Annotated in this window: 10 protein-coding genes and 1 tRNA gene; 10 read left to right on the top strand and 1 reads right to left on the bottom strand. The window is 55.1% G+C overall.

Translation table 11 applies throughout. The features are described 5' to 3' along the window. Window positions 1–4: 4 nt before the first annotated feature. The 6 genes from BW686_RS24445 to BW686_RS24470 all read left to right on the top strand — a co-directional run bounded on the left by BW686_RS24445 (window position 5) and on the right by BW686_RS24470 (window position 6,019). Entirely contained in the window at window positions 5–889 is an 885-nt protein-coding gene (locus BW686_RS24445; RefSeq protein ID WP_084920375.1) for a DMT family transporter, read from the top strand. 26 nt (window positions 890–915) lie between these two features. After that, window positions 916–1,815, top strand: a complete 900-nt coding sequence (locus BW686_RS24450) for an alpha/beta fold hydrolase (protein WP_084920377.1) — start codon at window positions 916–918, stop codon at window positions 1,813–1,815. A 392-nt stretch (window positions 1,816–2,207) separates the two neighbouring features. Then, entirely contained in the window at window positions 2,208–3,683 is a 1,476-nt protein-coding gene (locus BW686_RS24455; RefSeq protein ID WP_084920379.1) for an anthranilate synthase component I family protein, read from the top strand. After that, on the top strand, window positions 3,680–4,267 hold the full coding sequence (locus BW686_RS24460; protein WP_084920383.1) for an anthranilate synthase component II: 588 nt from the start codon (window positions 3,680–3,682) through the stop codon (window positions 4,265–4,267). The genes BW686_RS24455 and BW686_RS24460 overlap by 4 nt, the downstream gene beginning before the upstream one ends. An 87-nt stretch (window positions 4,268–4,354) precedes the next feature. Next, window positions 4,355–5,122 carry a LuxR family transcriptional regulator gene (locus BW686_RS24465; RefSeq protein WP_256899343.1) on the top strand — a complete coding sequence of 256 codons (768 nt, stop codon included), beginning with the start codon at window positions 4,355–4,357 and terminating at the stop codon, window positions 5,120–5,122. A gap of 237 nt (window positions 5,123–5,359) precedes the next feature. Further along, window positions 5,360–6,019 (top strand): hypothetical protein, encoded by a 660-nt coding sequence (locus tag BW686_RS24470; RefSeq protein ID WP_084920385.1) that lies wholly within the window; start codon window positions 5,360–5,362, stop codon window positions 6,017–6,019. A gap of 250 nt (window positions 6,020–6,269) precedes the next feature. On the opposite strand, the gene BW686_RS24475 is transcribed toward BW686_RS24470, so the two are convergent. Beyond that, window positions 6,270–6,346, bottom strand: a tRNA-Arg gene (locus BW686_RS24475). A 164-nt stretch (window positions 6,347–6,510) separates the two neighbouring features. Here BW686_RS24475 and BW686_RS24480 point away from each other — a divergent pair. The 4 genes from BW686_RS24480 to BW686_RS24500 all read left to right on the top strand — a co-directional run bounded on the left by BW686_RS24480 (window position 6,511) and on the right by BW686_RS24500 (window position 12,542). Then, window positions 6,511–7,770, top strand: a complete 1,260-nt coding sequence (locus BW686_RS24480; RefSeq protein ID WP_373271064.1) for an FAD-dependent monooxygenase — start codon at window positions 6,511–6,513, stop codon at window positions 7,768–7,770. Window positions 7,771–8,089: 319 nt separating this feature from the next. Next, entirely contained in the window at window positions 8,090–9,532 is a 1,443-nt protein-coding gene (gabD, locus tag BW686_RS24485; RefSeq protein ID WP_084920389.1) for an NADP-dependent succinate-semialdehyde dehydrogenase, read from the top strand. A gap of 180 nt (window positions 9,533–9,712) precedes the next feature. Then, a complete protein-coding gene (gene gabT / locus BW686_RS24490) occupies window positions 9,713–10,993 on the top strand; it encodes a 4-aminobutyrate--2-oxoglutarate transaminase (protein WP_084920392.1) in 1,281 nt (426 codons plus the stop codon). 157 nt (window positions 10,994–11,150) lie between these two features. Then, window positions 11,151–12,542 (top strand): response regulator, encoded by a 1,392-nt coding sequence (locus BW686_RS24500; protein ID WP_179149375.1) that lies wholly within the window; start codon window positions 11,151–11,153, stop codon window positions 12,540–12,542. The last annotated feature ends 767 nt before the right edge of the window (window positions 12,543–13,309 follow it).

The following is a 13,309-nucleotide window of genomic DNA, read 5'->3' on the forward strand; positions in this document are numbered from 1 at the left end:
GTAAATGTCTATACGAGATTCATTGATAGCTGTACTGGTTGCGTTTCTGTGGGGAGCACAAGTGACAGCAGTTAAAGTCGGCGGACAAGAACTTCCGCCACTTCTGATGGTCGCCATGCGCTTCGCTTTGATGGCGGTTTTATTAGTGCCTTTTTGCGGAGTTCCCAAGCGCAACGAATTAATAAAAATCTTCTACATCGCATCAATAACCGGAGCGCTACATTTTGGATTGCTGTACTGCGGTATTTCGCAAGTGGATGCTTCGACTTCTGCCATCGCTTACCAGCTGGCGACGCCCTTCACTCTTATGCTGGGATTCGCTGTTCTAGGAGAGCGCATCACATTGCCCGCGGCGGTAGGTATCTTTATGTCGCTGCTTGGCGTACTCATGGTGTTCGGTGGAGTAGGGAAAGGCGGCGCGATCTCAGGAATATTACTGGTGATTGCTGCCGCTTTTGTATTCGCCGTGGGCACGCTGCTCACCAAGCGCTGGGGGCCTTTTAACCCACTGGCGCTAAGTGCCTGGACCGCGTTGATTGCCGCACCAGAGTTGTTTATTGTCTCTGCAGCAGTCGAGGGACCCGTGTGGGGCTCTGTCTTTACAGCCAGTCTGACAGCATGGGCTGCGATGTTATATACCGCGCTCAGCGGTGGTTTAATTGGGTTTGGTCTATGGTACTGGCTCTTGAGTCGATACCCTGTTCAGCGTCTGACACCGTTTCTGTTATTGGTACCCGTCTTTGCAGTCGCGGTGAGCCAGCTCCTCCTGAATGAAGGATTGTCGATAAACCTTATCATTGGCGGCGTGACGGTTATGGCCGGTGTTGGAATTTGCCAGATACGTATTCTGCCTAGAAAGGCTTTCGCGAGTAATACTTCTGCTGACTGACTAACAAGCGTGATGATAGGATTCTCATGAATTGGCCATGCCAGTTGTTATTGTTCGTAATGCGTCAGCAGAACAGGCTGCGTTATAAGTTAAAATTTCAGCGCTGGAGAACGGACGGTTATGAAATTGCTTACTTGTACTCATGTAGCCGCAATGCCGGACCTACCTTAGTATTTCTTCACGGATTGGGAGCTAGCAAGGATCAGTGGGGCCCACAAATTTATTCGCTGGTGGACACCTATAATTGTCTTTTTCTAGATCTACCAGGTGAGGGAGAATCTTCGTTCGATAGTTCACATAGCTATAGTGCTGCAGCTCAGGTGGAGCGATTGAAGGTTTTTCTTGATGCGCAGCGTTGTAAAAGTGTTGCGTTGATCGGCAGTTCCATCGGTGCCTGTATCGCTTGTCTTTACGCTGCTACTTTTCCTAAAGATGTCTCCCACCTGATCGCGATGGCGCCGGCCGGATTACCTACTTCGAATCCGAGCCCGACGATGATCAAATTCATCGAGTCTGGTCGGCATCCTTTTGCCTATCGTACTGTCGGCGAAATGCAGAGCTTTTGGAATCTTGCCTTCACTCGACCGCCTAGAGTTCCGATGTTTCTGGCCAAAGCTCTGGCTAAGAAGGGGGCGCTTCGTTACTCAAAAATCGTGAAAATACTGGAGGACTTCAAAGTCGCAGGGTTATATCCGCTTGAAGTGCCGCTTGCTGACATTCAGGCCCTGACCCTGATTGTGTGGGGACGCGACGATCAAATTTTTGATATTTCTTGTATGAAAAAGATCAGTACCGACCTGCCACAGGCAAGTATATGCATCATTGACGGTGCTGGGCACGTTCCATACCTAGAGCGCGGCGAGCAGACCGTCACAACCATTCGACAGTTTATCCCAGGACAGCAGTTTTCCACGACCAGTGAGTAGCATTTGAAAAGTATTAAAATGATTTCCACAGTACCTGTCTATGGACACGCGAAGTCTCAATGTATTACGGACTATCAGTTCTGAGTGGTTTTCATGGGAGCGATATGCTTTCTGCTTATCCTGTCTTTTTATTTCTAAAAGCAATATCGGGTGTCGTTAACTTAGCAGCTATGGGGGGCGTGCTGCTTGTTCTGTCATGCATCCAGAAATGTGATTTAAACAGCTGCCCAAGGCTGTAGGAAGTTTCGGAAATTTTTATAAGAAAATTCTTATTCGCCGTTGATGCCAGAAAGCTTTGTTCCGTTTTTGATACAAGACGTTGCGTGATTTGATCTGCTCGCATGGCGCTTTCGGATTAACTGTGTAGGTCGCTAGGTAATTAAGGAGTTTTTATGAGTAGGATGGCTATGGCCGTGAGTGTGCAATTGCACACTGAACATTTTAAATGTGATGCGCTAGCGTTGTATAAAATAGCTTTAGATGCCTTGGGTCCAAGCAGCACATTTATTCTTGAGTCCTTATCGGGCCCCAGTCGCGACCGTAAAGCAACTATTGTAGGAATGAATCCTCTACTGTCAGTGAGCGTGCATGAGTCGTATGCAGAGCTAAAGGGGAGCGAGATTCTGATGGATCATTTAAGATCTTCCCTGTTAGAGCAGAGAATTGTTTTGGACGCGAGTCAGCGTGTCTGGATTGATACCAGTGATGCAGTATGGGATTTACTGCGTGCATTGCAAGCTTCTTTTGATATCCCACGCCAAGCTAACCCAAGCCTCGCCTTTTTTGGTTATCTATCTTATGACAGTGTCCGATTTGTTGAGACAATCCCGGAACTCGCTCAGCGGACTAATGACCACCCTATTATCGCCCTCACTGTTTTTCAGACGCTGGTATATTTCCACGCAAATCAGACTGTAGAAGTGATGGTCAACAATTGCTCGCTGTGGAAGTCCCGTAGTACTGAGGAGTACGTCGCGCTGCTGGCTGACGCTGCAAGCAGGCCGTACACTGACGAGCCCATCTTCTACCCTTCGATTACCGTTGTTCGCGATACCGTAGAAAAAGCGCAGTTTCTCGGCTGGGTTGATAAGGCGCTAGAGCACATTCACCAAGGCGATATCTATCAGATCCAGCTGGGCCATGAAGTGGAGGTCACTACACCAGTCAAACCCTTCGACGTGTATCGGGCACTGCGTAAAAACAATCCATCACCCTATATGTACTTGGCCAATCTAGGCGGAGTCGACCTAATCGGTGCAAGCCCCGAACTATTTGTTCGAATCAAGGATGAGCTGATTGAGATGAGGCCTATCGCTGGGACCGTGGGTAAAAAACCCGGTGTGCCCTCCAGCGAATTAATCTTGAGCATGACACGCTCTGAAAAAGAGCGTGCTGAGCATCTGATGCTGGTTGACCTATGCAGAAACGATATCGGTCGTGTTTGCCAGCCGGGATCACTGGAGGTTGACGAACTGATGTTGGTTGAGGAGTACTCGCATCTTTATCACATGGTCTCTAACGTACGCGGTATATTGCGAACAGGTTTTGATGCTTTCGATGTTATCAAAGCGACGTTTCCTGCCGGCACGATGACGGGGGCGCCTAAAATTCGTGCGATGCAAATTATCGAAAGTACGGAAAAAAATCGACGCGGTATATATGCGGGGGCAGTAGGTCTGATTGGGTTCGACGGCAGCATCAATACGGCTTTGTGTATTCGATCTGCCGTACATAAGGAGGGGACGTATTACTTAAGGGCTTCTGCAGGCGTCGTTGCTGATTCTGTGCCAGACAAAGAATGGACAGAAACCTTCTACAAAATGGGCTCTGTCTATCGCGCGGTAACTGGAAAGGAAATGTTGCAATGAAGGTCTTTCTGGTAGACGCCTATGACAGCTTCGTATTTATCATCAGCCAGTACCTTGAGCAGTTAGGTCTGGAAACTCACGTAGCGCGCAATGACCTTCCAGATTTGATAAAAGAGATTGAAGCGTACTCGCCGGATTTTTGCGTACTGGGACCTGGGCCCGGTCATCCACAGGATACAGGTTATATAGAGTTAATTCAGCACTTCAAGGGGCGCATGCCTATATTGGGCGTTTGCCTTGGGCACCAGGCTATTGGTCTTGCTTTTGGCGGTGCGGTAATTCGGGCTGACCATGTCATGCATGGAAAGATCAGTACAATAAAAAACGACGGCCAAGGCGTTTACGCCCATACAGTCAGTAGGCTTTTTAAAGCTACGCGCTATCACTCATTAATTATTGACGATAAAAATTTTCCTGGTGTACTGAGGATCACATCTACCTCAAACGATGATGGGTACATCATGGGGGTCCGTCACATTGAGTACCCGATTGAAGGCGTTCAGTTTCATCCTGAAAGCATTTTGACTGAGGACGGCCTTGGGATATTCAAAAGCTTTATAGAAAAGTACTGCCATGATCAATGACTGAAAAAACAGAGGCGGGCTGCTGAGCTAAGGCTCGTCGTCGCGGTTTTATCGCATAAAAATCTTTTAGAAAGAAAGGACATTGTCGTGGTTTGCTTCTACAACAAAATAAAAAAAGAAGTTTTCCCTGGGGCCAGTTTTTCAGAAGTGCTGGAAGACTTCTCTGGTTTGGCGAAAAGCTCACACCGTCGTGATTGGGAAAGTCATTTACGAAAGGTGTTATGTAGGCTTGGTTGCAAAACCTACTTGCTTAGCATGACGGGCCCTGCGGCCAATGATATTTCTGAGCGGATTATAACGACTTATCCCAATGATTGGCTCAAGCGTTACAACGATGAGGGCTTTATTCAAATAGATCCGATAGTCAGGCATTGCCGTCGTCACTTTGTGCCACTTTTTTGGGGGGCTGCAAGAAGACGAGCACGAGGTAGATCAAAGGAGTTCTGGTCAGCCCGCGAGCGCTATGACCTTTCACAAGGCGTCAGCATTCCGCTGCGCTACCGAGGAATGGCCGGGTCATTCAATGTTGCTAACCCTATGGCCTCTGATGAAGACTTTAGTGATGGGGTTATTGCACCCTTGGGTGTGTTGTTCATTCTGATACCCTTTCTTTTGGAAGGCTCACAAAAATACTTGAAAGAACCCGGGGAGCAGCTCTGCAGCCTGACCCTGAGAGAGGCTGAAGTGCTGAAATGGTCAGGAGCAGGTAAAACGACGTGGGAGATAAGCCGAATTCTTGGCTGCTCGGAACGAACCGTCAATTTTCATATTGCCAATGCGAGTAGAAAGCTGGGATCTTCAAATCGTTTGCAGGCGGTTGGTGTTGCGCTGGTGCAAGACCTGATTTCACTTTAGCTAACGGGGACGTGTTCACTACTGTTTAGAGGTTGCTACGGTGCTGGACGGTCCCTCTCAATGTGTCCAGTGCAAACTTGGTCTTCGGTGTATTTAAGCTATATGACATGTTTCAGTGCGGAGGGGGTATTTTTACATTTAAAATCTTTACGTCTGTTAATGTAACCTTGCAGCAAAAAGCTGCATCATGTTGTAAGGTGCGTTTAATGCTCACTTTGATTAAAGGATCTGTTTGTTATGAAGCTTGTGGACTGGGCAAACTTGAGAGACATTTACAAACGAAGTCGCAGACAGCCTAATAAGCTACTGTTTAAGCGCGAAAATGCCAGAAAATTATGGCCAATGTGGGCTGCAGCAGCCTCAACCTTGCTACTCTGTTTGTTTGCAGGTTGGGGCATCAAGGATCAGACGCTGATTCCCTACGCTTATGCAGCGATGCTTCCATGGGCGGTAATTCTTTATGTTACGCGTATTAAAGCGCTTCGTACGGTTTACCCTCGTGAATTTGCTGATCATGCCATTGATCGTCAATCATCACTGGGCAAAGAAAACATTCTTTGCTATGCATTCTTCTTAAATGCAGTGCGCAGCGAAGGTTACACACCTTCGACGCTTAGAAAGTTGTCCGCATACTCGGATCTGACTTGTAAACCCGCACGGCCGGGGTTAGCTCAGAATCTTGGTTTTGCTTCCTTCATCGCCTTTATGATTGCACTCAGTACCGAAGTCATCAAAGCGACCCCTCTTTTTACAAATGGTAAGGGCTGGGTCCTTTTGCTGATGGGCATCGGTGGAGTATTTCTTTACTGGCTGATCTTGGACGGCATACACAGTGTGGCTTACGAGAGGGCTTGGGTGAAACGCTACCTCGACATGGCTGCTAGTGATCTAGAGTAGACGCTACATGCACCTATACTCGCCAGATCGACTTCGAATGTAGCGGCACTTTTAGTACGGCAGCAAGCTCGCCCTCTGCTGGTTTTTTTTGGTCAGCGGGTTGCTTTCAAATACCGAGACTAGTTCAGAGCTTAGCTGCTTTTGCCAGTCAGACAATGTTCTTATCAAAAACAAAAAAGCCCGCACAAGGCGGGCTTTCGGAGTACTTCGTAGACTGTCCACAATTCAGGACACGTCTAAACCAAAAATATGGTGCACCAGGCGGGATTCGAACCCACGACCCCTGCCTTCGGAGGGCAGTACTCTATCCAGCTGAGCTACTGGTGCAGCGCGGGCGCCATGATACTCACATGGGTACGGGGCGTCCAGTTGCGGGCGGTCTGTAAAGTGAATCATGCGCTGCCTGTGTGGCGAGCTGGTGCCGATCAGCGCTTCATCGGCGCTGAACCTGCGCATTCACCCGCTTCCGACCGCTCCCTTCGTGGTGCATGATGCACTCAATACCACCCAAGCCAGACCGTTCTCACCGAGGGCATCTTATCAATCAGTTCAAAAGCATCGAGCGCGGCCCGTGCCGCGTTCTTGTCTCCGGGGCCAGCATCGCGGGTTGTGCCGTTGCCTGGTGGCTGGCGCAGCGCGATTGCGACGTCACTGTTGTCGAGCAGGCTTCTGTGTTCCGGGACGGTGGGCAGAACGTGGACGTGAGAGGCGCTGCCCGGGACGTCTTGCGTTTGATGGGGCTGGAGCAGGCGGTGAAGGACCTCAACACCGGCGAGACCGGGATTGCGTGGGTGGATGAGGACAACCGCACAGCGGCGCGCATTGATCTGTCCGGTCTGGAGAGCGATGGGCCGACGGCTGAGCTTGAAGTGCTGCGCGGTGACCTTGCCCGGCTGCTTTATGAGGCTTCGTCTGCCGACGCGTTCTATCGCTTTGGTGATCGCATCGTCTCGGTCGAGCGCGATGAGGCAGGGGTGTCCGTTACGTTCGACAGCGGTGGCGTGGAGCGTTTTGACCTGTTGATCATCGCGGAAGGTGTCGGCTCGCACACCCGGGAGCTGGTGTTCCCCGGTGAGAACCAGCCTCGCAGAATGGACTTGGCGAGCGCGTTCTTTACCGTGCCCCGTGCGCCGACGGACAGCCAGACGGCGCGTTGGTACAACGCGGTGGGCGGTCGCAGTGCAGGTGTGCGTCCGGATAACCGCGGGACGACGCGGGCGTTCTTTAATGTGCAGGGCCGAAGCCACCTTGCGGTCGGTAACCAGGTTGCCGAGCAGAAGGCGTTTCTTCGGGCGTCTTTCGAAGGCGCGGGTTGGGAAGTACCGCGTTTGCTGGCGGGGATGGAAGCCGCCGAGGACTTCTGGTTCGATGATCTGCGTCAGGTGAAGATGGATCGCTGGTCGAACGGCCCTGTGGTGTTGCTGGGCGATGCGGCCTGGTGTGTCACGCCGCTGGGCGGGGTCGGAGCGTCGCTGGCACTCATTGGTGCGTATGTGCTGGCTGGCGAACTCACCAGAACGGACTCTATTGCCGAGGCGCTTGGCGCGTATGAGTACGTGTTGCGCCCGGTGGTGAAGAAATCGCAGAGTGTGCCCAAGATCGTTCCGCGTCTGGTCCATCCCCGCAGTCTCACGGGGGTGAAAATCCTGCGCGCGGTGCAGCGAATGGTTGCAACCCCCTTCATCAGCAAGCGTGCAGCCAAGGCGCTGACTCCGGCGGTGCAGGCCTTCACGCTTCCGGACTATAGATAGAGGTGTGGCCCCACGTTAAGCCCGAATTCCCCGCATCGTCGGGAGAATGACCGGTGGGGCCGACGCCGCTTTTACGCTAATCCCAAAACTCCATAGCCTTTAGTGCCGTTCTTTTTTTCGAACGCCCTATTGTCCTTTACCCCCGCAATGCCTAGGATTCGTTTGAGATTTCAAACGCTCTTGTTCGGTCTTCCTGCTTTCATGCGTTGCGCATCGCTGGAACCGATGGAATGTTTTCCTGACGATGGCTTCCAAACGGGGTGCATCGATATTCAATTGTTCGCGCCGCCTTCTGTGCGGTGCTGTTTAGGAGGCCGACATGCAGCTTAAAGATTCCACCCTGTTCCGCCAGCAAGCCTACATCAATGGCCAGTGGCTGAACGCGGACGGTGGTCAGTCGATCAAGGTCAACAACCCTGCCAACAACGAGATCCTCGGCACCGTGCCGAAAATGGGCGCAGCCGAGACGCGCCGGGCGATTGAGGCGGCTGACAAGGCGCTGCCGGCCTGGCGCGCGCTGACCGCCAAAGAGCGTGGCAGCAAGCTGCGCCGCTGGTTCGAGTTGATGATCGAAAACCAGGACGACCTGGGCCTGTTGATGACCCTGGAGCAGGGCAAGCCGCTGGCCGAGGCCAAGGGCGAGATTGCTTACGCCGCCTCCTTTATCGAGTGGTTCGCAGAAGAAGCCAAGCGCGTCTATGGCGACGTGATCCCCGGTCACCAGCCGGACAAGCGTTTGATCGTGCTCAAGCAGCCGATTGGTGTGACAGCGGCGATTACCCCGTGGAACTTCCCGGCGGCGATGATCACCCGCAAGGCCGGTCCTGCGCTGGCGGCGGGTTGCACAATGGTGCTCAAGCCTGCGTCGCAAACGCCGTTTTCGGCACTGGCGCTGGCTGAACTGGCCGAGCGTGCGGGTATCCCGGCTGGCGTGTTCAGCGTGGTAACGGGCAGTGCGGGCGATATCGGCAGCGAGCTGACTGGCAACCCTATCGTGCGCAAGCTGTCCTTCACCGGCTCGACCGAGATTGGTCGCCAGTTGATGGCTGAGTGCGCCAAGGACATCAAGAAGGTCTCGCTGGAACTGGGCGGCAACGCGCCTTTCATCGTGTTTGACGATGCCGACCTCGACAAGGCGGTCGAAGGCGCGATGATCTCCAAGTACCGCAACAACGGTCAGACCTGCGTTTGCGCCAACCGCATCTACGTGCAGGACGCGGTGTATGACGCGTTCGCCGAGAAGCTCAAGGCAGCGGTGGGCAAGCTGAAGATCGGTAACGGTCTTGAAGACGGCATCACCACAGGCCCGCTGATTGATGACAAGGCCGTGGCCAAGGTCAAGGAACACATCGCCGATGCGGTCAGCAAAGGCGCAACCGTGCTGACCGGTGGCAACAGTTTGGAAGGCTCGTTCTTCGAACCGACTATTCTGGTCAACGTGTCGAAAGACGCTGCGGTCGCCAAAGAAGAAACCTTTGGTCCGCTGGCGCCGTTGTTCCGCTTCAAGGACGAGGCTGAAGTGATCGCGATGGCTAACGACACCGAGTTCGGCCTGGCGTCGTACTTCTATGCTCAGAACATGAGCCGCGTGTTCCGTGTGGCCGAGGCGCTGGAATATGGCATGGTGGGTATCAACACCGGCCTGATCTCCAACGAACTGGCACCGTTCGGCGGTATCAAGTCGTCGGGCCTGGGCCGTGAAGGGTCCAAGTACGGCATCGAAGATTATCTGGAAATCAAATACCTCTGCCTGTCGGTCTGACGGACGCCGGGGTATTGCAGCCGATGGCGCGCGAGAGCGACGTGTCATCGGTTTTTTGCGGCATCGCAGTTTCTTGGCGGCCTGAAGGCTGCAGCAGTCGATCATCGTATGCTGCCGCAGTTGATCCGGCCCGCTTGATCCTTGAACCACGCCGACCGATGAGCGGCGAATGAGGAATACATGAGCAAGACTAACGACTCCCTGATGCAACGCCGCCACGCCGCTGTCCCGCGTGGCGTTGGGCAAATCCACCCGATCTTCGCTGCTTCGGCGAAGAACGCTACCGTTACCGACGTGGAAGGTCGTGAATTCATCGACTTCGCGGGCGGTATTGCGGTGCTGAACACCGGTCACCTGCACCCGAAAATCATCGCCGCGGTGCAAGAGCAACTGACCAAGCTGAGCCATACCTGCTTCCAGGTGCTGGCTTACGAGCCGTACGTCGAGCTGTGCGAAAAGATCAACGCCCGGGTGCCGGGTGATTTCGACAAGAAAACCCTGCTGGTGACCACCGGTTCCGAAGCGGTGGAAAACGCCGTCAAGATCGCCCGTGCTGCCACGGGCCGTGCCGGCGTAATCGCGTTCACCGGCGCTTACCACGGTCGCACCATGATGACATTGGGGCTGACCGGCAAGGTGGTGCCTTACTCGGCCGGCATGGGCCTGATGCCGGGCGGTATTTTCCGCGCGCTGTACCCGTGCGAGCTGCATGGCGTGAGCGTTGACGATTCCATCGCCAGCATCGAGCGCATCTTCAAGAACGACGCCGAACCCAAGGACATCGCTGCCATCATCATCGAGCCGGTTCAGGGTGAGGGTGGTTTCTACGTGGCGCCGAAGGCGTTCATGCTGCGTCTGCGCGAGCTGTGCGACAAGCACGGCATCCTGCTGATCGCTGACGAAGTGCAGACCGGCGCGGGTCGTACCGGCACGTTCTTCGCGATGGAGCAGATGGGCGTGTCTGCCGACCTGACCACGTTCGCCAAGTCCATCGCAGGCGGTTTCCCGCTGGCGGGTGTGTGCGGCAAGGCTGAATACATGGACGCCATCGCGCCTGGCGGCCTGGGTGGCACCTATGCCGGCAGCCCGGTGGCGTGCGCGGCGGCACTGGCGGTTCTGGATATCTTCGAAGAGGAGCACCTGCTGGAGCGCTGCAACGCTGTGGGCGAGCGTCTGGTGACGTCCCTCAAGGCGATGCAGGCCAAGTACCCGGTCATCGGTGAAGTGCGCGCGTTGGGCGCGATGATCGCGGTTGAGCTGTTCGAAGGCGGTGACTCGCACAAGCCTAACGCTGCGGCGGTGGCTCAGGTGGTCGTCAAGGCCCGCGACAAGGGCCTGATTCTGCTGTCGTGCGGCACGTACGGCAACGTGTTGCGTGTGCTTGTACCGCTGACTGCCGAAGATGAATTGCTGAACCGCGGTCTGGCCATTCTCGACGAGTGCTTTGCTGAAATCGCATGAAAAAGTGTGAAGTCATGAATTGATTAATTTATGACCAAACAGACAAAAAAAGCCCGTTTCGACGGGTTTTTTTTGGTCTGGAGCAAGGTATTTCGCTCTTTTGGCTATATCCGGACGATTGCATTGGCTAAGGTGGGCGCATCGACATCGGAGAGTCATGATGACTGCTGTAGTTTTACCCGCCGTACCTCGCGTACTGATTGCCGAGTCTGATCCGTGGGTGCGCGAGACGCTCAGCGACCTGGTACTGGGCGTGCGCGGGGATGTCGAGCTGGAGATGTGTACCGACGGCAAGCAGGCCGTCGAATGGATGAAAAAGCAACTGCCGGATCTGGTCATCGCTGCGCGCGAGCTGCCGGGCGTGGACGGGTTGAGCCTGCTGCGCGGCGTGCGCAACCTGCGTCGTCAGCCTGTCATTCCGTTCATCCTGATCAGCAACCGCAATGACAGCGCCAGTGTGCGTGAAGTCCTGCCACTGGCCCCGACGGCCTACCTGACCAAGCCGCTGAACACCGAGGGGTTGCGCCAGCGCCTTGAAAGCCTGTTGCTGGAGCATCGCGCCGCGGCTCCGGGCGAAGTGCCCGCGCTGACGCCAGGCCTGACGCTGACCAAGTTCCTCGACAAGCGCCGAGACGTGGCCGATGGTGCGCCGCTGTATGTCGATGTGGCAACGGCGGTGAAGCTCAGCCAGACACCGAACGGCATCGACGCGGTGTTGCTTGAGCAAGAGCTGCGCAACGATCCCCACATCACAGCGGTGCTGATCGCCGCCGCCAACAGCGCCGCGCAGCACTTGGGCAAACCTGTTCAGACGATGGCCGGAGCGCTGGCCATTCTGGGGCCGGTGCAGGGCGCGAACATCGCGTCGGGGCTGGCTAAAAAGCGCATGGCGGTGCTGACCAATGACGCGCTGCTGGCGCAGGCTCATGAGTTCTGGTCGATGTCGCAACGTACTGCCGATTACGCCCGTATTCTGGGCGGCATGCTGGAGCTGGATGTCGAGCGCTGCTTCTGCGCCGGGCTGCTGCAATCGCTGGGCGACCTGGCGGTATTGGGTTGCCTGCAGGAATGGCTGCTGGCCGGTGGCGAGTTGAACGAGCAGGTGATCAAGCAATCACTGGAGCAATATTCGGCGGCGTTCGGCTCCGCGCTGCGCACCCGCTGGCGTCTGCCGCTGGAGCTGCGTGAGCTGATCGCTGCGGTGTATCAGTACAACACCGGCATCTTCACGCGCGAAGTCCTGGCGATGAACCTGGCGGGGCAAATGGCGCGTCTGGGCGAGGAAGAGAGTGTCACCACACTGGTCAAGACCAAGTCGGCCAAGTTGCTGAAGCTGAGCGTGGGTGACTTGCAGCGCTTGCGCAAGAAATTGACCGGCGTGACTGATCCGAGCCTGCTGAGACCGCTCCCGGTCGAGCCTGAGACTGCTGCTGAAACAGTTGAGGAAGAAGAGCCCGATCTGCTGGACCTGACGCCGGAAGCGCCTGTCGAGCAACCCGCGGCGATTGAGGACCCGGGTGATGCAGTTCAGGATGTGCCCAAGAGCTGACACCGTTGCGGGTCGGGCAGAAGGTGTGTTGATCACGCAGAGTCAGGATCGGACGCAGAGCGTCCAGAACGGCATGCCCACGCGGAGCATGGGCACGATAGGCGTTCTTCCGATCACCTCTCGTTCCTCACGCGGCCATTGTTATGTTTAGGTCCTGAGATGCCCGTAGATCGGCTTCTGCCCGGAGGGCGTGGGAGCTTCAGGAGGTTACGACGGCTGCGAAGCGGCCCCAAACCTGCTACTTGGGGTGTGTCTGATGCACCGAAGTGCCGGGTTTTACTGCCGGTTCCCGGCAGATCGCGGACAAGTCCGCTCCCACACTTATGTTTAGGTCCAGAGATGCTCGTAGGTCGGGCTTCTGCCCAGAGGGCGTGGGAGCTTCAGGAGGTTACGACGGCTGCGATGGGCTGCGAAGCGGCCCCAAACCTGCTGCCTCGGGTGTGTCTGATGCCCCGGGGTGCCGGGTTTTGCTGCCGGTTCCCGGCAGATCGCGGACAAGTCCGCTCCCACACGAGCGGAGTGTCGACCGGGCACGATGATCATCTTCAGACAGCTCTCGTTCCTCACGCGGCCATTGTTATGTTTAGGTCCTGAGATGCCCGTAGATCGGCTTCTGCCCGGAGGGCGTGGGAGCTTCAGGAGGTTACGACGGCTGCGATGGGCTGCGAAGCGGCCCCAAACCTGCTGCCTCGGGTGTGTCTGATGCCCCGGGGTGCCGGGTTTTGCTGCCGGTTCCCGGCAGATCGCGGACAAGTCCGCTCCCACAC

The organism is Pseudomonas syringae, assembly GCF_002157375.1.
Taxonomy (GTDB): domain Bacteria; phylum Pseudomonadota; class Gammaproteobacteria; order Pseudomonadales; family Pseudomonadaceae; genus Aquipseudomonas; species Aquipseudomonas syringae_T.

Coding starts and splice junctions, on each gene's coding strand:
- BW686_RS24445 (WP_084920375.1), top strand. CDS start 5: ATGTCTATACGAGATTCATTGATAGCTGTACTGGTTGCGTTTCTGTGG.
- BW686_RS24450 (WP_084920377.1), top strand. CDS start 916: ATGAATTGGCCATGCCAGTTGTTATTGTTCGTAATGCGTCAGCAGAAC.
- BW686_RS24455 (WP_084920379.1), top strand. CDS start 2,208: ATGAGTAGGATGGCTATGGCCGTGAGTGTGCAATTGCACACTGAACAT.
- BW686_RS24460 (WP_084920383.1), top strand. CDS start 3,680: ATGAAGGTCTTTCTGGTAGACGCCTATGACAGCTTCGTATTTATCATC.
- BW686_RS24470 (WP_084920385.1), top strand. CDS start 5,360: ATGAAGCTTGTGGACTGGGCAAACTTGAGAGACATTTACAAACGAAGT.
- BW686_RS24480 (WP_373271064.1), top strand. CDS start 6,511: ATGCACTCAATACCACCCAAGCCAGACCGTTCTCACCGAGGGCATCTT.
- gabD (WP_084920389.1), top strand. CDS start 8,090: ATGCAGCTTAAAGATTCCACCCTGTTCCGCCAGCAAGCCTACATCAAT.
- gabT (WP_084920392.1), top strand. CDS start 9,713: ATGAGCAAGACTAACGACTCCCTGATGCAACGCCGCCACGCCGCTGTC.
- BW686_RS24500 (WP_179149375.1), top strand. CDS start 11,151: ATGATGACTGCTGTAGTTTTACCCGCCGTACCTCGCGTACTGATTGCC.